The 21,838-nt window shown below is 33.6% G+C and carries 20 protein-coding genes and 1 pseudogene; 7 read left to right on the top strand and 14 right to left on the bottom strand.

Features of this window, described 5'->3' with window-relative positions:
• Nucleotides 1–50 precede the first annotated feature (50 nt).
• The 3 genes from KQI41_RS01670 (at nucleotide 51) to KQI41_RS01660 (ending at nucleotide 4,475) form a co-directional block, all read left to right on the top strand.
• Complete coding sequence (locus KQI41_RS01670) at nucleotides 51–3,014, top strand: DUF4183 domain-containing protein (RefSeq protein ID WP_216584692.1); 2,964 nt, start codon at nucleotides 51–53, stop codon at nucleotides 3,012–3,014.
• Nucleotides 3,015–3,191: 177 nt separating this feature from the next.
• On the top strand, nucleotides 3,192–3,566 hold the full coding sequence (locus KQI41_RS01665) for a hypothetical protein (protein ID WP_216584691.1): 375 nt from the start codon (nucleotides 3,192–3,194) through the stop codon (nucleotides 3,564–3,566).
• 18 nt (nucleotides 3,567–3,584) lie between these two features.
• Entirely contained in the window at nucleotides 3,585–4,475 is an 891-nt protein-coding gene (locus tag KQI41_RS01660) for a hypothetical protein (RefSeq protein WP_216584690.1), read from the top strand.
• 120 nt (nucleotides 4,476–4,595) lie between these two features.
• Here the strand turns inward: KQI41_RS01660 and KQI41_RS19365 are convergent.
• The 7 genes and pseudogenes from KQI41_RS19365 to KQI41_RS01625 all read right to left on the bottom strand — a co-directional run.
• Nucleotides 4,596–4,727 (bottom strand): annotated as a pseudogene (locus tag KQI41_RS19365) (metal-dependent transcriptional regulator); the annotation flags it as partial.
• Between the two features lie 249 nt (nucleotides 4,728–4,976).
• A complete protein-coding gene (locus KQI41_RS01650) occupies nucleotides 4,977–6,698 on the bottom strand; it encodes an ABC transporter ATP-binding protein (protein WP_216584689.1) in 1,722 nt (573 codons plus the stop codon).
• Nucleotides 6,676–8,433: an ABC transporter ATP-binding protein gene (locus KQI41_RS01645; protein ID WP_216584688.1), complete on the bottom strand. Its 1,758-nt coding sequence runs from the start codon at nucleotides 8,431–8,433 to the stop codon at nucleotides 6,676–6,678. The genes KQI41_RS01650 and KQI41_RS01645 overlap by 23 nt, the downstream gene beginning before the upstream one ends.
• Nucleotides 8,433–9,254: an ABC transporter ATP-binding protein gene (locus tag KQI41_RS01640; RefSeq protein ID WP_342366186.1), complete on the bottom strand. Its 822-nt coding sequence runs from the start codon at nucleotides 9,252–9,254 to the stop codon at nucleotides 8,433–8,435. Before KQI41_RS01640 ends, KQI41_RS01645 begins: the two co-directional genes overlap by 1 nt.
• A complete protein-coding gene (locus tag KQI41_RS01635; RefSeq protein ID WP_154440123.1) occupies nucleotides 9,254–10,264 on the bottom strand; it encodes a FecCD family ABC transporter permease in 1,011 nt (336 codons plus the stop codon). Before KQI41_RS01635 ends, KQI41_RS01640 begins: the two co-directional genes overlap by 1 nt.
• Nucleotides 10,261–11,340: a FecCD family ABC transporter permease gene (locus KQI41_RS01630; RefSeq protein ID WP_216584687.1), complete on the bottom strand. Its 1,080-nt coding sequence runs from the start codon at nucleotides 11,338–11,340 to the stop codon at nucleotides 10,261–10,263. Before KQI41_RS01630 ends, KQI41_RS01635 begins: the two co-directional genes overlap by 4 nt.
• Nucleotides 11,309–12,256, bottom strand: coding sequence for an ABC transporter substrate-binding protein (locus tag KQI41_RS01625; RefSeq protein WP_216584686.1), 948 nt, complete (start codon nucleotides 12,254–12,256; stop codon nucleotides 11,309–11,311). Before KQI41_RS01625 ends, KQI41_RS01630 begins: the two co-directional genes overlap by 32 nt.
• A gap of 345 nt (nucleotides 12,257–12,601) precedes the next feature.
• Here KQI41_RS01625 and KQI41_RS01620 point away from each other — a divergent pair, with 345 nt between their 5' ends.
• Nucleotides 12,602–13,498, top strand: a complete 897-nt coding sequence (locus tag KQI41_RS01620) for a helix-turn-helix domain-containing protein (RefSeq protein WP_216584685.1) — start codon at nucleotides 12,602–12,604, stop codon at nucleotides 13,496–13,498.
• Between the two features lie 89 nt (nucleotides 13,499–13,587).
• On the opposite strand, the gene KQI41_RS01615 is transcribed toward KQI41_RS01620, so the two are convergent.
• From KQI41_RS01615 to KQI41_RS01585, 7 genes are all read right to left on the bottom strand, one after another.
• On the bottom strand, nucleotides 13,588–14,361 hold the full coding sequence (locus tag KQI41_RS01615) for an ABC transporter ATP-binding protein (RefSeq protein WP_229768552.1): 774 nt from the start codon (nucleotides 14,359–14,361) through the stop codon (nucleotides 13,588–13,590).
• 3 nt (nucleotides 14,362–14,364) lie between these two features.
• Nucleotides 14,365–15,300: a FecCD family ABC transporter permease gene (locus KQI41_RS01610; protein ID WP_216584684.1), complete on the bottom strand. Its 936-nt coding sequence runs from the start codon at nucleotides 15,298–15,300 to the stop codon at nucleotides 14,365–14,367.
• Between the two features lie 2 nt (nucleotides 15,301–15,302).
• Entirely contained in the window at nucleotides 15,303–16,445 is a 1,143-nt protein-coding gene (locus tag KQI41_RS01605; protein ID WP_154440118.1) for an ABC transporter substrate-binding protein, read from the bottom strand.
• A gap of 25 nt (nucleotides 16,446–16,470) precedes the next feature.
• Nucleotides 16,471–16,923 (bottom strand): MarR family winged helix-turn-helix transcriptional regulator, encoded by a 453-nt coding sequence (locus tag KQI41_RS01600; RefSeq protein WP_154440108.1) that lies wholly within the window; start codon nucleotides 16,921–16,923, stop codon nucleotides 16,471–16,473.
• 123 nt (nucleotides 16,924–17,046) lie between these two features.
• The gene (locus KQI41_RS01595; RefSeq protein WP_154440117.1) at nucleotides 17,047–17,283 is read right to left on the bottom strand and encodes a methyltransferase family protein; all 237 of its coding nucleotides are present in this window, start codon (nucleotides 17,281–17,283) and stop codon (nucleotides 17,047–17,049) included.
• Nucleotides 17,284–17,424: 141 nt separating this feature from the next.
• Nucleotides 17,425–17,799, bottom strand: coding sequence for a metal-dependent transcriptional regulator (locus KQI41_RS01590; protein ID WP_154440116.1), 375 nt, complete (start codon nucleotides 17,797–17,799; stop codon nucleotides 17,425–17,427).
• 119 nt (nucleotides 17,800–17,918) lie between these two features.
• Nucleotides 17,919–18,890 (bottom strand): helix-turn-helix domain-containing protein, encoded by a 972-nt coding sequence (locus tag KQI41_RS01585; RefSeq protein WP_154440115.1) that lies wholly within the window; start codon nucleotides 18,888–18,890, stop codon nucleotides 17,919–17,921.
• A gap of 149 nt (nucleotides 18,891–19,039) precedes the next feature.
• On the opposite strand from KQI41_RS01585, the gene KQI41_RS01580 reads away from it, so the two are divergent.
• Genes KQI41_RS01580 through KQI41_RS01570 form a run of 3 tightly spaced genes read left to right on the top strand, consistent with a single transcriptional unit; the run spans nucleotide 19,040 to nucleotide 21,838 of the window.
• A complete protein-coding gene (locus tag KQI41_RS01580; RefSeq protein ID WP_154440114.1) occupies nucleotides 19,040–19,645 on the top strand; it encodes an MptD family putative ECF transporter S component in 606 nt (201 codons plus the stop codon).
• Nucleotides 19,642–20,364 carry an energy-coupling factor transporter transmembrane component T family protein gene (locus tag KQI41_RS01575; protein WP_154440113.1) on the top strand — a complete coding sequence of 241 codons (723 nt, stop codon included), beginning with the start codon at nucleotides 19,642–19,644 and terminating at the stop codon, nucleotides 20,362–20,364. The genes KQI41_RS01580 and KQI41_RS01575 overlap by 4 nt, the downstream gene beginning before the upstream one ends.
• Before the next feature lies 1 nt (nucleotide 20,365).
• Complete coding sequence (locus tag KQI41_RS01570; protein ID WP_154440112.1) at nucleotides 20,366–21,838, top strand: ABC transporter ATP-binding protein; 1,473 nt, start codon at nucleotides 20,366–20,368, stop codon at nucleotides 21,836–21,838.

Raw genomic sequence — 21,838 nt, 5'->3', positions numbered from 1 at the left:
AAACTCATTGATGGAAAGCTAAAAATATATTTATCTTTGGAGTGATGATCATGTTTAAAGCAGATGTTTATCAATATAATGCCCTATCTGATGGTATAAAGAAAATTTATACCAATAATGATGAGTTAGTGGAATATGGAGACAAGGGTATCCTTGACCCTAATGAGGTCTCTTATTATAGCTTGTTTATCAATGGATTATTGCAGCCAAGGATTAACTATGAAATTGAAAAAGGTCTTCTCACTCTTAAAACTGAAGATGTTCCTTTAAAGGATTCTACTATAATTATTACTTTTGTTACCTTTAGAGATAAGATGTCTACTAATCTTAATTCTGCCATAGCTGAAGGTGTCGTACCTTCAGGACATATATCTATAGGTCCTGTAACAGATATGGATATTAGTATTGAAAATACTGTAGATTCTTATTTAAAACTAGAAAAAGCTATTATATCTGGACCTAAGTCTATACCCACAGGTCTTACAGCTGTTTGGGAATTCAGATTGACAATAGTTAATATAAGCAATATGCCTATTAACAATATTGTTGTAACAGATAATATTCTTCTAGACTATATATTAAATATAGAAAGTTTCTTCCCCTCTCATGGTAATATCCTTATAGAAAATAATGTTATTACTTGGAATATAGATGCTTTAAATATAGATGAATCTGCTACTGCAATTTTTAGGGTAGAAGGTTCCTTCAATGCTGATGGTACCCGTTTCATCAGTAGCAGTCTCGCAACTGGAAATACTATTTTAGGTCCCATAACAACGGATATTGTCGGCGGAAGCTCAATAGATGTTGGTAAAGGATTAGATATTATCACAACAATTACATCAGGTCCTACAAAAGTAAATATTAAAGAAACTAACACATGGAGAGTAGAAATAAAACTATCTAATCTTAGTGATGATAATATATTTAATGTTCTGGTAACAGATACATTACTTATTGATACTATTCATAATGTTAAAATCATAAATATATCCCATGGAACTGCTTATTTAAAGAATAACGAGGTTCTTTGGGAAATTGATATACTAAAAAAATCAGAAAGCTCTATTCTTGTAATGGATATAACTGGTCCATTTGCTATAGATGGATTTAGAAGCTTAGATACTGTTATAGGAGTTGGGAATATAAATTCCCATAAAATATATACAAATCCTTCACGGGATTTTCAAATCATCGTGTATCCAGTTACAAATCCAGTGAAAAAACAATTGTTGCTACAAAATATTCTATTAAGTAAACCATTAATCGGATTTTTAGGCAATTTTAGAAAGTGGAAATTTTCTCTTAAAATTACTAATCTAACAAATGATATTTTGGAAAATATTGTTGTAATAGACTATGTTCTGCTTGATAAAATTAACTATATCTACACCTTATTTGTGGATTCTGGTCAAATTTCCATATCTCATAACTCTATTATATGGAATATTGAAAAACTCTCTCCTGGGGAAACCTTAACTGCTATTTTGGAAATCGAAGGCTTTTTTAATACTACTGGATTACATTCTCTTAGTAGGGCTATTGCTTCAGGTTTAAGTCCAAATTCCTGCATATTATCAGATATATCTTCAGGAGCATCTATTAAAGTTATTGACTATATCAATGATTTAGAAAATACCTGTGCCATTGTCCACAAAGTTTTTTCTCAATATAAACAAAGAGTTTGCTTTGAAAATATTGAGATAGGTATCAATGACAGCAGTTTCAAAAACATTTTATTTAAATCAGGATTTATTATAGAAGACAGTCTAATAATTACTAATTTAGTAAATAAACCAAACTTTAAAAGAGTTAGATTTCTCTTAAAAATCCAATTTGAGATAATCACTACAAACAATACTATAATTAAAGGCTATCTTCCTGATATATCTAAAGATATTGTCATGTTTATGCCAGAATCAAGAGATGAGTTTACATTTAATATTATGGTGGAAACCAGCTCCAAACTTTTAAAAGAACCTGTTAAGTTAGATAATCAATTAAACTTTCCAGTAGGTGTATTTATTATTATTAAGGCAGTAGGAAAGGTACAGACATTAATCCCTAGCTTTAAATCGCTTCCTGAACCTTGCATCTGCCAAGAGTTCAATGAGGATTATGTTTATGATATTTTTAAATTTAAGAATTTCCCTAATTTTTTCCCATTACAAAATAAGCCCCTTGTTCAAAGTAAGCAAATAGAAAGCAGTAAAAATAATCAATGTCCCAATATATTCGGCAATCTAACTATTGAAAAATATATTACATCAGGACCCGTAGCAGTCAACTCCAATACTGTAAATACTTGGAGAATAGAAATTAAAATAGTCAATAATGGATATGGACCAGTTAGTAATGTTTTTGTGACTGATACTTTACTACTAGATGATTTAGTTGATTTTAATATTATCACCCTTACTCAAGGCACTATATCACAGGAGAACAAACAAATTATATGGGATGTTGGAACCTTAAATTCTAATGGTAATGTTGTAATGATTGCAGAAATCACCGGTTCTCTCAGTAACAAAGGAAGTGGGATTCTTAAAGGAGAAAGGTATCAATATAATACGGTTTCCGATGGAATTAAAAAAGAATTTACAAACTATGATGAACTAATAATCTATGGTAACAGTGGCATACCTAATCCAGATGAAGTCTCCTTCTATAATCTTTATATTAATGGAGTATTACAACCAGAAACCAATTATATAGTAGAAACAGGTCTTTTAACTTTAACACTACTAGAACCTCCTGAAAATGGAGTGCCTATTATTCTTGAATATTTAATAATAAATGATGCAAATGAGCAACTTTTAAAAGCAGAACTTTATCAGTATAACACCATTTCCAACGGAGAGAAAATTTATACAAATGAAGATGAATTAACTATATATGGAAACAAAGGAATTCTTGACCCCCAGCACACTTCTTATGAAAATCTTTTTATAAACGGAGTCATCCAACCAAGTATCAATTATATAATTAAAAAGGGTCTGGTCTTCTTGTATTAGAAGTAGAATATCCCCCTATTAAAGGAGTTCCTATTTCTATACAATTTATTTCTTTATTTTTATCAAAGGATTAAATGTAACCTTTATTGAAACCCATTGAGGAAAGATTTCTTATATAAAACTATTAAATAAGGCTTTTCTATTGTTATAAAAATATATGGTATGGGAGTTTTTTTAATGGATAATAATACTAAACTAATGAGCATAGTTTTTAATTTAGAGGAGAATCCCTTGTTTACAAGAGAGTATCCCTCTGATATTATCATGTTTCAAACTTTTTCTTCAATTCAAACCAATACACCGATTTGGACACCTGCCTTTGATAAAAGTATATTTCTTACAGCATTGCAGGTTTCTGCTTCTGTTCCGCTGGTTATTAAATTAAATAGAGAGAATAATGCAACCTTTATGTCTATCATCATTACCAGTACCCTTGCCACCTATAGTGAAAGCTTTCCCTCTCCTATTAAATTTAATCCAGATGAAGTTATATCCATTTCAACAAATGCTGTAGGTACAGTAAATATCACCCTTTTAGGCTATGAATTTTGAGGCAAAGGAGAGAGCTATATGATGAAAAAAAGCATTCAAAATAGTGGTATTCTACAGGATAATCAGCAGCCTTTCTTAGCATTAGAAGAAAATTCCAATATAGTTAAATATAATAGTTTTGGAATTTTAACTGAAAAACAAAATCTGTGGACACCAGAAGCACAAAAAAGCATTTTCCTCACTGCAGTACAAGTGTCAGCTCCACTGCCAGTGTCTATTATTTTGAGCGATAATGACAATGATTTTCTTACCATAAGAATAACTGAACCCCTTAGCAGTATGAGCCAACGCTTTCCTTCCCCTTATAAACTTGGAACGAATAACTCTATTATGGTAAGTACATCTGATGAGAATATGGAATGCAACACCTTTGGTGCTGCCAATGCTACTCAAGCTGCTTTTAATGGTAGAAGTGATTTCAGTAATATCAATAATGCAATAGGACTTCATAACGGAAGTCTTGCTATCCTAAACTCAGCCTTACTTAATCAAAGTAGCGGAAGAATTATTTTAGGATATACTATGTTACCATCAGAATATGAATTCTTAGAAATCAAACAAGTTATTATTAAATATTATTGTCGCCTTAGTCTAACTCTTGCAGTAGGAGTTAGTTCAATGATACTCTATTGGCGGCCTAATTCTCAGGGAAATTGGATTCAATTACAAAGAATAGACCTTTCTCTAATAGGAACTGTTAACTATTTAACTACTCCTATAGAATATGATATAACAGACACAGTATTGGGAGCCTCCAACCCTTGGGAAGTAATCAATGGTCTCCAAACATCCTTTGTTGGAATTCATACTGGATTAGGTCTTGGAAATGTAGTACAACTAGATGCAATAGAGATTGAAATCTGTATGACAGGAAAAAATCAAATTACACTTTTTGGATATGAATCTTAATTTTAAAATCTTGGCTAAATTGGGGATTGAAATTAGAAATGGAAAAAATAAAAAGCCATAGAAATATTATCAAATATTTCTATGGCTTTTTATCTCTTTATGAAATGTATTATTATTCATTTAGTTATCTTCTAGAAATTTTTTTAGCCCTCTAAATGTTTCATCACTAATAACGTGTTCAATTCTGCAGGCATCCTCTTCAGCTATTTCAGGAGATACCTTGATTATATCTGTTAAAAATGTTGTTAATACCTTATGTTTGTTAGTGCTGAATCACCGATAGAATGAGATAGATTAATATTTATGCTGAAAGATACCACCTCCGAATCAAAAATAAACACTAGTTAGTATATACTACCTACTATGTAGTACTAAATTTAAAACTATTTTATAATAATAAAGTATACTATTCATTGTGGGCATACTTTATTATTCTTAGAATGTTGGCTACTTTAAAATACCACTGGACCATAAGGTGAATTAGCTTCTATATTAACTCTTTTAATATATATATTCTTCTGTCAATCTAGACTTATGAATCATATTCCTATATAAATTGGATATCTCCAGCACTTCCTTATGTGTTCCTACAGCATCCACTTTTCCCGAATTCATTACAATAATCTTGTCTGCATTTTCAATTGATTTAAGTCTATGGGAAATGATTACAACTGTTTTATTTTTGATTAACTTATTCAAACTCTCTTGAATTTTCATCTCATTTTCCACATCTAAGGATGAGGAAATCTCATCTAATAGAATTATTGGTGCGTCCTTTAGGAAAGCCCTGGCAATGGAAATTCTTTGTCTTTCACCACCTGATAATTTGCTTCCATTTTCTCCTATTAAAGTATCATAACCATCAGATAATTTTAGGACAAATTCCTCACAGTGAGCTAATCTTGCGGCTTCTTTTACCTGTTCATCAGTTGCATCTTTGTTTCCAATTCTGATGTTTTCCATTACTGATGAATTAAATAGCGTAACATCTTGAAATACAATAGAAATCTTTTCATATAAACTTCCTGTGTTAATTTTCTTAACATCTTTACCGTCTATTAAAATACTTCCCGTATCATAATCGTATAACCTAGCCATTAGTCTTAGAATAGTGGTCTTTCCACAACCCGATGGTCCAACTAGTGCAGTTACTTTTCCTTGTTCTGCTATAAAAGAAACATCATCTATAATACGCTTTTTATCAGTATATGAAAAGTTCACATCTCTAAACTCAATATTAAATGAGTTTAGAGCAATTGTTACTCCTTCTTGAATTGAAGTCTCTCTAAGTTCTTTGATTCTAGAAATTCTTGCATCTAGATACAGTATTTCAGCCATATTTTGATGAAGATTATCCATTGCTGACATTATCTTAGTAGCAACCAACAAATAAGCTATAAAATAAACGATAGATATTTCATTATTTATAATCAAAGTAGCTCCTGTAATAATTGTAGTTCCCAAGGATACCTTCACTAATGCTGAGGCTAGATTAATTGGAATAGCCTGCTTGAATTCAGTTCTTATATGAAGCTTCTCTCCTTCTTCTACAGATTTTTTTAAGTCTTTCAGCACATCATCCTTTAATGAATATGACCTTATCTCTTGATGCATTTCTATGGCTTCTTGAAATTTATCAGAATTCTCCCTGAGTTTATAATAATACTCTGCTGAAGCTTCAATTTGTGCTCTTTTAGATACATATGTTGAAATTATACTTGCAAATAATGGTACTAATACCCCTAAGCCCAACTTAATATTATTTTCCAAAAGAAACACTACAGAAATTATAAAATATAAACAAAACCCTAAGGCTTGAGGTATTGCATGACTTAATGCATGTTCAATATCAGCTGCATCTTGCATTATGGTCTGAGACAAATCCGATACATTGTGTTTTGAGAAATATGATAGTGGTAAATCCTTCAATATATTCGCTATATCAATCCTTAAATTAGCTGCTTCTTTGTATGTTTGGTTATATAAATTAACATAATTAACATCTAAGACTATATGCATTATTACCCCAGTAATAATAATCGTAATTACATAAAAAACAGCACTTTTGAGTTCTCCATTTAGTATCTCATTTACAAACATCAAAATAATAATTACTGGTAAAGCATAAGCAACATATGAGAAAAAAGAAGTTATAGATGCCTTAATTAATCCTTTTGCTCCTGTTTCACTTAGGGAAAATCTATCTTGAAGCCATTTCATCATAAATCCTCCATTCATTGGTCTTAGAAAATAGTTCTTGAAGATATCTATATCTTGAATCTATACTCATCAATTCTTTATCAGTTCCTCGTTCAATTATTTTCCCATCATCTAATACCAAGATTTCATCTACATTTCTGATGGAAGATAGTCTATGGGCAATCATAATGACAGTCTTTCCTTCCATCAAATTAGAAAACGCTCTTTGAATTTCATATTCATTTTCTGGATCTGCTGCAGCAGATGCCTCATCTAGAATAATGATATTCGCATCTTTAAGTATTGCCCTTGCAATAGCTATCCTTTGTTTTTCTCCACCTGATAGGTGGACTCCTTCTGATCCGATTATGGTATTTTCCCTAGTTTCAAATTTATCTAATATATCATTACAATTAGCAAGTTTAAGGGCTCTCATAACTTCAGAATAACTGGCATTTTGGTTTCCAACCTTCACATTTTCATAGATACTCGTCTTGAACAATTGTGCATTTTGAAATACATTTGTGATATTCTCACATATGGCCTTTTCAGAATAATCAGTGATATTTTCCCCACCGATAAGGACTTCTCCATCATCAATCTTATAAAATCCACTTATAAGTTTTGCAATGGTGCTTTTGCCGCTTCCAGAAGAACCTACAAAGGCGTAGGTCTTACCCCCTTCTAGCTTTAAGCTGAGATTCTCTAGTACGTATTCTTCTTCATATTTAAAAGAAACATTTTTAAATTCAATATTGAAATTCTTAAATTCCCCTCTGCTGCCATGTAATATCTTTTTTCTATTCATTTCATTAAACATTTCTTCTAATTTATCTACAACATCTTTTGCTTGCATATTATACATACCTACATACATAACCTTCATTAGAGATGCAAATAGAATACTAACAAATACTGCAAAAAATATTATTTCAGCTAATATTGTCATAGCACTTGTCCCACGATTTATAAAGAAAATCGCAAAAGGAATAGTAAATGTTATACACAGATTAAACAAAGTCTGAAATGAAACATATGGAAATCTACAACTCATAGAATAGTTCAAAGCAAATTCTGAATAATCGTTGATAGAGTTATATAAGGATTTTAAAGTATATACTGTACCATTGAACACTTTCAATACTTGAATACCTCTAACATATTCCACGCTTTCAGCATTCATTTTTTCTAATGCTGTAGTGTAATATTTTATAAATTGTGGATCTCCGTACATTCCCTTAAACTGCAATACTCCTAAAATTGTAATAACAAGTAATAGTATTACCAATTTATAATCAATAACAATTAATGTGATAAACATCAATATAGGAACAAGTATAGCTACTGTAGTATCGGGAATGAGGTGTGCGACCACCATATGAGTCCTGCTTGCATTATCATCAATTATTTTTCTAATTTTACCTGACGAATTCATATCAAAAAAGTTCCAAGATGCATTCATAAGATACTCAGCACCTACTTTTCTTAAATTAGTTTCCAATCTAAATCCCAACAAATGAGACATCCATAATGCTACAAGATATACTACCACATATACTATAAGCAGAGCTACTATTGTAACTGCATAATCCATAGCCTTTCCTAAACTCTGGACTACAAAGAATTCCCTTAAAAAATTCCATAAATAATAATACGGGACAATGGTCAATACCGCTGTAGCTACAGAGAAAGCCACCGAAAGGAGTAAGTAATTCATTTTTTCTGGAATGTATTTGAATAATCTCTTATAGGTATTCACTAAGTTTTTCTCTCCTTTCCTTTATCTAATACTTGACCACCTATACCATAGGGAAGACATACTGGTACATCTAAAATAGGATGGCGGATCACCTCTGCCTCTACATTAAAAACCTCTCGGAGGGTTTGAGGTATAATTACATCTTCTGGGGAACCAGTGCTATGTACTTTCCCCTCTTTAATAGCTATAAGATAATCAGAGAACATTATGGCATGATTTAAATCATGGAGAACCATAACAATAGTCACTCCCTGCTCTATATTTAATTGCTGTAATAGATACAATGTTTCCAATTGATGAGAGATATCCAAATAAGTAGTAGGCTCATCAAGAAATAGAATATTAGTTTTCTGTGCCAATGCCATGGCAATCCAGGCACGCTGTCTCTGCCCTCCTGAAAGTTGATCCATCTTCCTATCAGCAAGCTCTTTCATATTTGTACAAGCTAACGCCCATTTAATAATTTTCTTATCTTCTAAGCTAAGCCCTGACATCTTACTTCGGTATGGAAATCTTCCGTACTCTACTAAGTCAGCCACAGTAATACCAGAGGGGGTTTGTGTCCCTTGAGGAAGAAGAGCCAGATTTTGTGCTACTAACTTAGTTGGCATACTATGAATTGACTTTCCCCCTAAACATACTACGCCTTCAGTAGGAGCAATTAATCGGGACATGGTTTTAAGAATAGTAGATTTTCCCGAACCATTGGAGCCAATCAGCGTTGTAATTTTCCCCTTAGGAATCTCTATATTAAAATCAGCAAAAACTAAAATTCCATTATATCCAGCAGATAGTTTGCTGGCTTTTATGCAACATTCCACTATATTTCACCTCCTATTTGCTTTCGAAGCAAATACAAAAAATATGGCGCAGCCAAAACAGAAATAACAATTCCAACTGGTATTTCAATTGGCTGAAATAGAGAACGTCCAATAGTATCAGCCATGAGTAGTAGCAAACCTCCTATTAGCATCGAAGCAGGAATAAGCATACGATGTCTTGCTCCTATATACCTTCTTGCAATATGAGGTCCTACTAAACCAATAAAGCTAATCCCCCCAGTGACAGAAACACAGCTTGCAGCCAAAGCGACGGAAACAATCAACAAGATTCTTCTTTCCCTCTCTACCTTAACACCCAATGCTAAGGAAGCTTCCTCACTCAGGAGAAGTAAATCCAAAACATTAACCTTAGTAAAAAGAATTGGAATAAGGACTGAAAGATAAGGAATCAGCGCTTTGACTTGATACCAACTGGTTCCCCATATATTTCCTGACAACCATCTAGCCACCAATTGATAGCTGCTGTTATCCATATCGGAAGCCATAATAGTCATAATTGCAGTAAAACCTGCTGAAACTCCAATCCCTCCTAGTAAAAAGTAAGAAGGTCTTACTTTCCCGTTTCGATTGGAAAAAACGTATAAAATCCATGCTACTAAAAGCCCTCCAATCATGGCAAAAATAGGTTGATATACCATAGTACTGATATGCAAAGAAGGAAAAAGAGTTAGAAATAGCATAACCATAAACCCAGCTCCAGCATTTATTCCTAAAATCCCCGGATCAGCCAGTTGGTTTCCTGTCACAGCCTGTAGTATACATCCTGATAATGCTAACCCCATTCCACATAGGAAAGCCAGGATAATACGAGGAAGGCGAATCTGCAAAAGCACGGTAGATGAGTCCACCCCTTGCGAGTTAAGTAAACTCTCAATGACATATCCATAAGGAATTTTGGAATATCCCATATTCACGGATAAAAGTATAACAATAAAAACTAACATTAAAAGAAACCATAGCACTAGCCACTGTCTGCCTCGCTTCATCATATAATCCCTCCTTTCTTCCTATAGGTCAACCCTAGAAAGATGGGAACACCTATTGCTGAAACCAGTGCCCCTACAGGAGTGTCAAAAGGAGCATTAATAGTACGAGCCACTATATCAGCAAGCACCAATAATACTGCACCTAACAGAGCACACACAGGCAAAAGCCTTCTATAATCTGTCCCAACAATAAAACGCACTGAATGTGGCACAATTAATCCTATAAAGGAAATTCCCCCTACCAAAGAAACACTGGCACCTGCCATTACCAAAACTGCAGCCATACCTATTACACGAACTAATTGTACATTTATTCCAAGACCCACAGCACTTTCCTCACCTAAAGCCAATATTGATAATTGGTAAGAAAGGAACTGACTTAAAAGTGCAGCTCCAACAATCCAAGGAATTGTTATAATAAGCTGTTGCCACGTAATTCCTGACAAGCTTCCGGCAGTCCAAAAGGATAAAGATTTTGAAAGACCAAAAACCAGAGAAACCCCCTGACTCAAGGCAGTTAACAGAGCTGAAACAGCTGAACCTGCTAAAATCAACTGAATTGAGCCAGATTTTCCCTTACCCATGCCTAAACCATATACCATCAGTGCTGCAAGGACTGCACCTAGAAATGCTGCAAACATCATACTAAGAGCCGATATTGATGGAAAAAATACAGCAGTAAGGGAAACGAGAAAACCTGCTCCTGCATTTATTCCCAATAGACCAGCATCAGCTAATGGATTCCTTGTCATCCCCTGCATAACAGCACCTGCAAGAGCAAAGGCCGCCCCAGTAAAGCAGCCAGCCAATGCTCTGGGCATACGCATTTCCAGCATTACCCTTCCTATTTCAGAAGGACTGCCTCTATAAGCAAGAGTATGTAACAGTATGTTAAGATTTCCTCCAGCAACTCCAACACTTACAGATAGCAGAATGGATATCAGTAATATGAAAACCAATATCAATAAAAATAATGAATATCCTGTTCTCGTGCGTATCCACTCTATTGGTACTGTTGATACTTTTCTAGAATTTTTTTGTTTTCTATTATTCCACATTTGTATGATTAATGATGGCATTAGCCATTTTCTCCATATAAATTAGTTTACCATTAGGTGTATAAGCCATGTCATACTGTTCATTGTTCAAACCATAGTATATATTCCCATTTCTCACAGCTTTCTGGTTTTGCCAAGTGGGACTATTCACCGTATCTCCAACCTTCCCATCATCACTGAAGAAAAAAATATGATCTGCATCAATTTTTGAGAAATATTCTGCATCCACCACTTCTCCCCAAACACCCTCAGGGATGCCGGCAGAAGCAGGAAGCTTCATTGCATCAAATATGAGTTCTCCTGGACCACCTGTTCTATAAACATAATAGGACCCGAAATGCACTGAATTAGCTTCTATGACTGCAAAAGTTTCATCTCCTACTACTTCCTTTACCATTATGGCAAATTCTATAGCCTTTTCATCATAATTTTCAAGCCAGTTGTCTACAATTTCCTCTTTACCAAACCACTCTCCCAACTGCTTAAAGCGCCCCTTCCAGTTAACGAAACTCATATCATCACTAAGCATAACCGTAGGTGAAATAGCTTTCAGCTGTTCATATACCTTTTCATGGCGAATGTTCATGATAATCAGGTCTGGTTTAAGCTCTGCAATTTTCTCAAGATTGAGATCTCCTGATGCTCCAGAATAATTTCCTACTGTTTCTACCTTATTTTCCATAAAATATTTCTGAAGGTAGTCTGGCACCGTTACACTATCAAACATGCTGGTATTTGCTGAGGCAATAAATGGCATTTCCAAAATAATAAGCTCATCTGCTGATCCCGAAACATCCACTATACGCTCTGGATTAACAGGGATTTCAACATCACCCTTCATATCCTTTACTATAATAGTCTCTCTACCTTGGTTGACAGGATCTGTAGGTTTGCCTGATGTCTGTGAATTATTATTCTCTGTAGAGCATGCTGTCATTAAAATCACCAAAATAAGACAAATTGGTATAATAAATTTTTTATTCATTTAAATCCTCCTCTTTGTTATCATATCTTAGTTAGTCTAGGCTAACATTAATTAGTATATTAAAAAAACATCTTTCTTTCTGCCCCTAGAGGGATTTTCTTTATCTCTAGACGGAATTCTACTATTATAAAAGCTTTAAATTTTTATACAGATTACCATCAGTCACAATCAAATTTGACTTTACTAGCATAAAATCTAACTCTTGACTAGTTAGCAATGACTAACTATAATGGAAATAGATAGTGTGTCGTCTATTTTACTTTTTAGTAGATGATGAAAAGATGTAGGAGTGATAAAATGTCGTATTTACCCTTAAAATTTGAATCTTCCAATATATTTGCAAGAAAAATCATTACTGTAAGACCAGATGTAAATATCATGATTTCCTCAGGCATATTACCAGATAAAGCAGAGAGAAAATCCGGAACTACATCGCCTATATTTGAATTAAGTTATAGCAGAAAAAATCATATTTTTGGAGAAGTAAATAACACCCCTGTTGAACTTCGACCAGGTTATTCATCTTTAGGTTTTCTAGGACAAACTAATTGTCATTCTAAGTATGATAGGGATGAGGAAATAAATTTATACTCTATTTGGGTTAGCTCCAGTGCCTTTGACCACTTCTGTGAATCGGTTTGCGGCAAAAACAATATCGGTTTTAGCTCATTTCAAAAGGGTACATACTATTGCTACGATTTTAAAAGTGATGTACGAGAGGAAAGCATTTTAAGAAAGCTAGATTTATGTTTTGCTAATGGATCAGACAATCTCAACAAACTGTTACTTGAAAGCTATATTTTAGAGCTGATGTCCATAAATATCAAAAGATTACTTTGTGAAGATTGTTCTAAGAATCTCCATAATCAACTGTCAAAAACTGATATGGAGTGTTTGATGTATGCCCGTGAAATTTTATTAAATAGATTAGAATATCCTCCCACATTACTAGAATTATCCCGCATAATTCACATGAATGATTGTAAGTTAAAACGTTCATTTAAACAATACTTTGGAAAAACAGTATATGAGTTCATCCGTGAACAACGGTTTGAAAAAGCTTTCTCTCTACTTGAAGGTGGAAAACATAATGTGAGCGAAACAGCTTTTGCTATAGGATATTCAAATGTAAGCCATTTTTCAAAAACATTCAAAGAAAGATTTGGAATTACTCCACGGGATTTATGCAAATAGGAAAATCTCAACTATATGTAAAGTAAAGGGTAGCTTTGAAATAAAACTAAAGCTACCCTTTTGACCATGCAGTTCAAATGAAATATATGCTATACCTCATCTAAGAAAACGAAAGTGGGAATCTGTATACCTTCGTAAGTAGTATATAGTGTTTGAGAACGAACGGAAAAATACTTTTTGATATTTGTGTCTATCATTACCTCCTGTACAGCTCCTTCTTGGTAATCATTATCCCCTAATAAAAAACACTTGTTAGCTATCCTAATTGCATGATTAGGATAGTGGGTATTGATGATGCAGGATATATTTTGCTCAGAAACAACATTCTTTATCAGCTTCAATAACCTTAATTGATTGCGAAAATCTAAATGGGCTTCTGGCTCATCTAATATCAGAAGCTGTGGTGAATTTACCAATGCCCTTGCGACAAAAACAAGCTGTAATTGTCCACCACTTAATTCATTACAGGGTTTATCTCTCAAATCCTTAATACCTATACGCTCTAAAATATCATCCGCTTTTTGATAATCTTTATTCTGTGGAACTGCAAAATATGAATTGTGTCCTACTTTTCCAAATACAACCATATCCCGAACAGAATATGAAAATGAGGATTTATGTGCTTGTGGAACATATCCAATCTCAGCAATGGGTTTGTTGTTGCCGCTTTTTTGCCCGGCAACGATAGAATAACCGCTTTTCCATTTCAATATCCCAGCAATACATTTAATCAATGTTGTTTTTCCAACTCCATTACGACCCATGACAGCCATGATTTCACCTGGGTCCATTTTAAAATTGACGTTTTCCAATATAGGTGTCTTTTGATTATAATAAAATGTTCCATCTTTGACCTCTAACAATATCTACATTCCTCCTTTGGATTGCCTATAAATTACTGCAAAGAAAGGGGCTCCAATTAATGCAGTTAAAATTCCAATAGGTATTTCTGCTAGTGTTAGATTCCTTGCTATGCTGTCAACCAGTATCATAAATACCGCACCCATTAAACAAGATGCCGGAAGTAGTCTGCCATGATTACCACCTACAATTCGTCTGCATATATGAGGAATAACAAGACCGATCCAACCAATTATGCCTGATACCGTCACACAAGCTGCAGTTACCAATGTGGAGAAAAAAATTATATTCCAGCGTGTACGGTTTGGATTGATACCCATTGTATAAGCATCCTCATCTCCAAGGGATAATAAGTTGATTTTCCAGCGTAGAGCCAACAAGCCTATAATACCTATTGATGCGGGAATAATTGAAATCTTTATATGGGTGTATGTGGTATTAGAGAAACTCCCCATAAGCCAAAATGTTATTGCAGGTAGTTTATCTCCAGTATCAGCCACATACTTTACAAGTGATGTAAGTGCATTGAAAATTGATGATACTATAATACCAGATAATACAAGGGATAACGTTTCTGTACGACCTTGTCCACCTGCAAGAAAGAACACCAGCAGGATACTGGAAATACCAAAAACAAAAGGAAGTAAAGACGAAATCACACTGTCGTCAGAAAAAAGTAGTATTCCTAAAGCCGCACCAAATCCGGCACCCACCAATCCAGCTAATAATATTCTCGGCAGACGTACATTGATTAATACATGATCCATAATTTTAAGCGTATCGTCATAGGTTCCATTTATTCGATTTTTAATTACATTACCAATATCTACTAAGCTAATTTTATATCTTCCAAAAACCATAGAACCAACTATTACCAGTACCAGCAAAATGCAAAGAAAAGTTATAATTATTAAATATTGATTTCTGACAGTTCTATCCATAGCTATTTAATGTCCCTTAAATTCAAAATCATGTCCATATTTTCCTCTGTCAAAGTGACATTATGTAGTCTTCTATAATATCCAGATAATTCACTACGAAACTCTTCTTCGCCATATAGTTCAGGATATGCCTTCGAAATCAACCATAAAGGCATTAATGGAGAATCTGCACAAGGTGCACCCCATGAATAAGCTGTCTGCGGAATATCATAGATAGCTTGATTTTCCCAAGCCTCTAAAAGTGACCAATCTTGTCCTTCTATGCTATTGTTCAAATACCTCTGTGCTGGTACATTGTGGAATACAAAAATAATATCTGGATCCCACTCATAAATTTGTTCCATATCCACCTCGGCGGTTCCCTCTATACTGGTTGCTACATTTACTATACCAGCCTTTTCAAAAAAACTTTCTGCATAAGAATCAAAGGAGCTGCTGCCAGCCGCAACTAAACTACCACCAACATTGCTAAACACCCACAAACCGCGTTTTGGTTCTTTAGTCTGTCCTACCAAGATTTCTTCAACTTTTGTGTCAAAATACTCCCATTCTGTTTCAAGGCTTTCACCGCCATCCGTTTCAAATATCTCTCGTAATAAATTATCCCAAGCAACCGTTACATCTTTAGGGTCGATTAATTTAGGAGAAAAGAAATTGATAATAGGAAGTCCAATATTTTCAAGACCTTTCCTCTGATTTTCACCATAATAAAGAATAATATCCGGATTTAGTGCCAAAAGTGCTTCAGTATTGATAGAAAAATCATCCCCTACAAAAGTTGTTTCAATATCTTTATAATTGGGAAATAACTTTTTCATAACATCTTCGTTAGAATATACAAAAGCTTTTGGGCTAAGGCCTACAATCATATCTGTATCAGGTATAACTTCAAGCAAAACTGAAGTAACTGGCGGTGTAATAACAACAACATGCTCAATTTCCGATACTGGAGGAATTTCTACTTCATTGCCTCCCAAGTCTATTATTGTCCTTGTGTGAGATTGTGTATCTTCATCTGATTTATTGTTCGTGGCTTTCGCAATTGTTTCAGTTTGATTGATTTCTTGCTGTGTATCACTGCCACATCCAGTCAACGAGTATAACATTACAATAGCCAGCAGTAAAATAATAATTTGTCTTTTCATTTCCCCCTCCTATTTTATACATATTTTACGCATGATTTTGAATTAAATTATTTGCATGTTCTAAAAATCCCTTAATTGCCTCTAATTGATCACTAGGTAATCCTTCTACATAGTCAAATAAGGCTTTATCATGCAGATTGTGATATTTTTCATGATACTCATAGGCTAGTTGCCCCTTTTCTGTCAAAAATAATTTATGACGTTTTCTATCTTCATCATCCTGCTCTTTTATTACAAATTCCCGCTCCTCTAATTTAAGTAGGGTTTTATGAACAACAGCACGGGTAATACCAAAACGTCTGGCAATCTCTGAACTAAAAATACCTGGATAATCACCAATCATCTTTATAATATGGATTTCACCTCGATAAAAGATCATGTCCTCGCTTCCAAAATCCAATACATTTGTTCTGCTATTTGCAATATTCTCTGTAAGGGTAATAAAAGCATTTATAACCTCATTTCCTAATCCTTCCATACATACTACACCATCACTTTCTTATAAAGATAACCTTGAAATCTCTCAGATTGGATTGAATGAACAAGTTGAAGTCTTCCCTTGTTCAGTGCAGTTTCAACTCGATTTCTTGTTGGAGAAGGCTTAATCCCATTCATAACTATTATTATCCTTATCAATATAATTGCATGATGAAAGCGCAAGTAAAAACAACTCTACATTTTGTTCATCATATCCTGTTTCATTAGCAATTTCTGCTACCGTTGTTGGTTTATCCAAGTAAGAAAAAATATCTAATTTTATGGATTCAAACAAAAGCTGTGCAGCTTGATATTGATTAAGAACTTGATAATAGATATTTAGGGTAATCTGTGCATGCAATTTAACACCTTCTTTCCTAAGTTAGTTCTCGCTAACTATATTTGTATACATAGCATACAATAAAAACAATCGTATGTCAAGCATACAATTGTTTTATAAAATTACTACCTATTCTCTAATAAAATAAAAATAGTATCTTATCTATAAATTATCACTATTATCTTCCAAAATTCTTTTTAAACCTTGGAAAGTTTCATCACTGATTACATGTTCTATTTTACATGCATCTTCTTCTGCAATTTCATGCGATACTTTAACTATGGTGGTAAAGAATTCTGTTAAAACTTTGTGTTTTTCATAGATATCTTTAGCAACCCTAGTACCCTTCTCTGTTAATTCAATATAACCACTGTCATCTACTAATATATAGCCATCATCCTTTAAAATTCCTATTGCACGACTTACACTAGGTTTACTAAAGTTTAATTCCCTTGCTATATCTATAGATCTAACTTGACCATTACGCTTCCTTAAAACTAAAATGGTCTCTAAATACATTTCTCCTGATTCATACATATTTTTTACCTCCATACTACTTTTATACAATAATCATATCAAAGATTTATAAAAAAGACTAGGTACAATATCAGTGTATCAATTCCATATATTGTGTAGTTTCAACAAAATATAATACCTTATCTGTTTCCTGATGCAATTATTCTATACTCATTTGGCAGTATTCCCGTACTCTTACGAAATAATTCTGAAAATCTACTGGCACTATTATAGCCTACGGTCTGTGCTATTTGATTTATAGTTAAATCTGTACAGCTTAGAAGATATTCTGCCTTACTCATACGCCGATGCTGAATATATTTAGTAATAGTACATCCATGAAGTAGTTTAAAAGAAGTTTTCAGCTTTGTTGTTCCCATACAGGCAATTTTTGAAAGTTGATCTAATGTAATATCAAAAGCATAATGGTCGTCTATATATGCAGTAACAGATAAGAGAAGCTCCTTGTCCTTTGCAGATAAAGTAATTTGCTTTTGACTATCCTGTTTTCTTTGACGTTCTACCACAAGTGCTACTGCCTCAGTCACCTTTGCATCATAAAATAGTTTTGCTGCAATGCCCTCTCCTCGATAATTTTTTATCTGCATAAGAAGCATTACCATTTCAGGGAAATCATCTGTTTCATCTATGCTCTGAAAGGCATCATATGGACTTTTATATTCTCCAAGATAATGTTTTTCCAGATATTCCTCATAATATGAAGGAAAGATTTCTATTCCTGTACTGTAAATGGGGATTCGTTTATGTATATTAGCCTTAAAGGGCTTATCCCCACCAATAAAGGTCTTCACACAATTTGCTTCCAGTCTATTATATGGTATCAGTTCTTCCCCTGAAATAGATTCATAATATGTTATACTTAAACATCTGGGGACACTCATCTCAACAATCTTATCCTCATGAAAAGAAAAATCATGAATCTTTATACAATATAAATTTTTCTGCTCATATATCCAGTATTGCCCTGTTCCTATAGAATCTGACAGCTCCCAACATTTCCCCATAACACAAAAATCACCTTTGTTTTCAACAGGTAAAAAACCTCTATTTGTAAGTAAAGGGTCATAATATTCATTTATTATATTTTTCATTTCTATTATTCCTCCTATCACGATTGGACGAAAATATATCACGAAAAGACTAATACATTCTATAACTATTGTATAATAGCTTCCTTTGAATTACAATGATTTTTAGTTAGTCATGACTAACTAAAAATTTCAAGCAAAGGAGTTATTTTATGAATCACAAATCAATTAAAAAAAGCCTTACAGTAAAAGATCTTGTAACCTGTGGTATTTTTACTGCACTATTTTTCGTTTTTACTATGGTAGGAGGCATGTTCTTTGCTCCTAATCCTATACTGACATTCTTGATGCCCAGTGCTTTAGCATTGCTTACAGGTCCCATATATTTACTACTTCTAGGAAAGGTTCCAAAACACGGACCTACTATAATTCTTGGAACTATTATGGGCTTCATGATATTTATTACAGGAATGTATTGGATGTGGGCAGTATTTTATATTCTTCTGGGGATTGCAGCAGATTTAATTGCAGGGGCAGGAAGGTTTAAAAGCAATAAGTTGAACATATTGAGCTTCCTCATATTCTCTATGAATCCCATTGGATCTTATATGATGCTATGGATAAATCGGGAATCGTATTTTTCCTATATGCTGGGTAAAGGTACTGAACAATCCTATGTGGAGATTATGGGTGCCACTGCACAGGGATGGATGCTCCCTGCTATGATTATTTCCATTATCATTTGTGGACTTATTAGCTGCTTGGTAGGTAAAAAACTTCTCAAGAAACAATTTAAAAAAGCAGGTATGATTGCATGAAATCTATGCTGAAAATAGGAGCTAAAAATAAAGGACTTTTACACCTTGATCCACGCACAATGTTATTACTCCTTGTTATGGGCAATCTGGCAGTATTTATTATGCCTTCCGTTAAAGGGGAAATTTTACTTACAGTTATGATATTAATTCTTGGATTATTATGTGGTGTTTATGGTTTTTCATTTAAACTTGCTTTAATATATTTTGCATTTTTAGGAATTGATTATATATGTATGACTGTATTTAATTCCCATCTTTCAAATTATATTGCATTATTTGTAAGGTTTATAAGGAAGGTACTGCCCTGCGGGATGCTGGGAGGAATACTTATAGGTACGACTCGTGTCAATGAATTTATGGCGGCTCTCTCTAGAATGAATATACCAAAATCTGTTTTAATACCTTTAACGGTAATGCTTCGTTACTTTCCTGCAATTGGTGAAGATACAAAGAAAATAAAAAATGCCATGAAAATGCGTAATGTTACACCAGGATTTTTGGGATTTATAAAGAACCCTGCTCGTACAATAGAGTGCATATATGTGCCTATTATGATGTCTGCATCTCGCCGTGCAGATGAACTTTCTGCTGCCTCTGTAAGTCGTGGAATAGAGAACCCACTAAAGAGAACAAGCATACAAGAAATTCGTTTTCGTACTGTAGATGCAATTTGCGTCCTTGCTGCTCTATTATATTTAATATTTATTTGGAGGATCTAAAATGATTAAACTTAAAGATGTATCTTTCACCTATCAAGGCTCTGATGGTAATAATTTATACGATATAAACCTTCATATTAAAAAAGGTGAATGTGTTTTAATAAGTGGTAAAAGCGGATGTGGGAAGACCACAATTCTTAGGCTTATAAACGGGCTTATACCTAATTTCTATATGGGAAAGCTATCAGGTAGTATAATGGCTTGCAATATGGATATATCTGTATCACCTTCATATAAAATAGCTGAAAAAATAGGTATGGTTTATCAAAATCCAAGGAGTCAATTTTTTAATATCGATACGGACAGTGAAATTGCCTTTGGAATAGAAAATTTATCTTATCCTAGAAATGAGCTTTTGAGACGTGTAGATAAGACAATCAAAGATATTGGATTACAGAATATTATGGGACGCGGAATATTTGAATTATCTGGTGGTGAAAAGCAAAAGGTTGCCTTTGGCTCTATATATGCTATGGAACCTGAAATCTATCTCTTAGACGAGCCATCGGCAAATTTAGATACCAAATGTACAGAACAGCTGCGTCAGCGACTTAAACTTCTAAAAAAGCAGGGGAAAACCATAGTCATAACGGAGCATCGGTTATATTATCTGCAAGATATTGTAGATCGTGTTGTTTATATGAATAAAGGAAAAATTGAAAACTGCTTTACATCTAAGGAATTTTTTTCTCAAAGTGAGGAAAAAAGAAAAAGATTAGGGCTTCGGGGTTTTGATTTTTCACTGATAGATATACAGAATAATTTATTATCTAAAGAAACTATATTTGAACTTCAAAATATCAGTACAGGATATGGAAAAAAAGTAGTTATTCAAGATATGACAATTGGAGCATCACAAGGAGAAATCATTGGAATTACAGGACATAACGGTGCAGGTAAATCCACATTGGCAGAAACTATCTGTGGTCTAAGAAAACCTATTTCTGGACAACTTATGTGGAAGGGAAAACCTATTAGTGAAAAACAACTGCTAAAGCTATCTTATATGGTTATGCAGGATGTAGATTACCAGCTTTTTGCAGATAGTGTAGAAAATGAGTGTACCTATGGGATGGATAATGTGGAAATAGAAAAGGTATTAAATACCCTTAAAACCTTAAATCTATTGGAATTTAGAGAAAAACATCCTGGAACTCTATCAGGAGGACAAAAGCAGCGCCTTGCTGTGGCAGTCAGTATGATCTGTCAAAAGAAAATTCTTATCTTTGATGAACCTACCAGTGGACTTGACCTTGAAGGTATGATAAAAGTAACAGATCTTTTAAAAAAGTTGGCTGAGATGGGTAAGGTTATTTTCGTCATTACCCATGATTATGAATTTATTACAGAGGTATGTACTAGGGTTGTTCGTATTGATGAAGGAACCCTATCTTTTGATCTACCTTTAAATATAAACAATAAAAATGAAATTGCAAGACATTTTATTTGCAATTCTTTAGAAAGTGAGGCTTAA

It is taken from the genome of Tissierella pigra (assembly GCF_018917845.1).
Taxonomy (GTDB): Bacteria; Bacillota; Clostridia; order Tissierellales; family Tissierellaceae; genus Tissierella; species Tissierella pigra.
Note: the sequence above shows the minus strand (reverse complement) of the source record. Positions and strands in the feature narration are given on the sequence as shown.

Excerpts from the sequence above, each read along its gene's own strand:
- KQI41_RS01670 (WP_216584692.1), top strand. The coding sequence starts at position 51 with ATGTTTAAAGCAGATGTTTATCAATATAATGCCCTATCTGATGGTATA.
- KQI41_RS01665 (WP_216584691.1), top strand. The coding sequence starts at position 3,192 with ATGGATAATAATACTAAACTAATGAGCATAGTTTTTAATTTAGAGGAG.
- KQI41_RS01660 (WP_216584690.1), top strand. The coding sequence starts at position 3,585 with ATGATGAAAAAAAGCATTCAAAATAGTGGTATTCTACAGGATAATCAG.
- KQI41_RS01650 (WP_216584689.1), bottom strand. The coding sequence starts at position 6,698 with ATGATGAAATGGCTTCAAGATAGATTTTCCCTAAGTGAAACAGGAGCA.
- KQI41_RS01635 (WP_154440123.1), bottom strand. The coding sequence starts at position 10,264 with ATGATGAAGCGAGGCAGACAGTGGCTAGTGCTATGGTTTCTTTTAATG.
- KQI41_RS01630 (WP_216584687.1), bottom strand. The coding sequence starts at position 11,340 with ATGCCATCATTAATCATACAAATGTGGAATAATAGAAAACAAAAAAAT.
- KQI41_RS01625 (WP_216584686.1), bottom strand. The coding sequence starts at position 12,256 with ATGACAGCATGCTCTACAGAGAATAATAATTCACAGACATCAGGCAAA.
- KQI41_RS01620 (WP_216584685.1), top strand. The coding sequence starts at position 12,602 with ATGTCGTATTTACCCTTAAAATTTGAATCTTCCAATATATTTGCAAGA.
- KQI41_RS01610 (WP_216584684.1), bottom strand. The coding sequence starts at position 15,300 with ATGGATAGAACTGTCAGAAATCAATATTTAATAATTATAACTTTTCTT.
- KQI41_RS01605 (WP_154440118.1), bottom strand. The coding sequence starts at position 16,445 with ATGAAAAGACAAATTATTATTTTACTGCTGGCTATTGTAATGTTATAC.
- KQI41_RS01600 (WP_154440108.1), bottom strand. The coding sequence starts at position 16,923 with ATGGAAGGATTAGGAAATGAGGTTATAAATGCTTTTATTACCCTTACA.
- KQI41_RS01590 (WP_154440116.1), bottom strand. The coding sequence starts at position 17,799 with ATGTATGAATCAGGAGAAATGTATTTAGAGACCATTTTAGTTTTAAGG.
- KQI41_RS01585 (WP_154440115.1), bottom strand. The coding sequence starts at position 18,890 with ATGAAAAATATAATAAATGAATATTATGACCCTTTACTTACAAATAGA.
- KQI41_RS01580 (WP_154440114.1), top strand. The coding sequence starts at position 19,040 with ATGAATCACAAATCAATTAAAAAAAGCCTTACAGTAAAAGATCTTGTA.
- KQI41_RS01575 (WP_154440113.1), top strand. The coding sequence starts at position 19,642 with ATGAAATCTATGCTGAAAATAGGAGCTAAAAATAAAGGACTTTTACAC.
- KQI41_RS01570 (WP_154440112.1), top strand. The coding sequence starts at position 20,366 with ATGATTAAACTTAAAGATGTATCTTTCACCTATCAAGGCTCTGATGGT.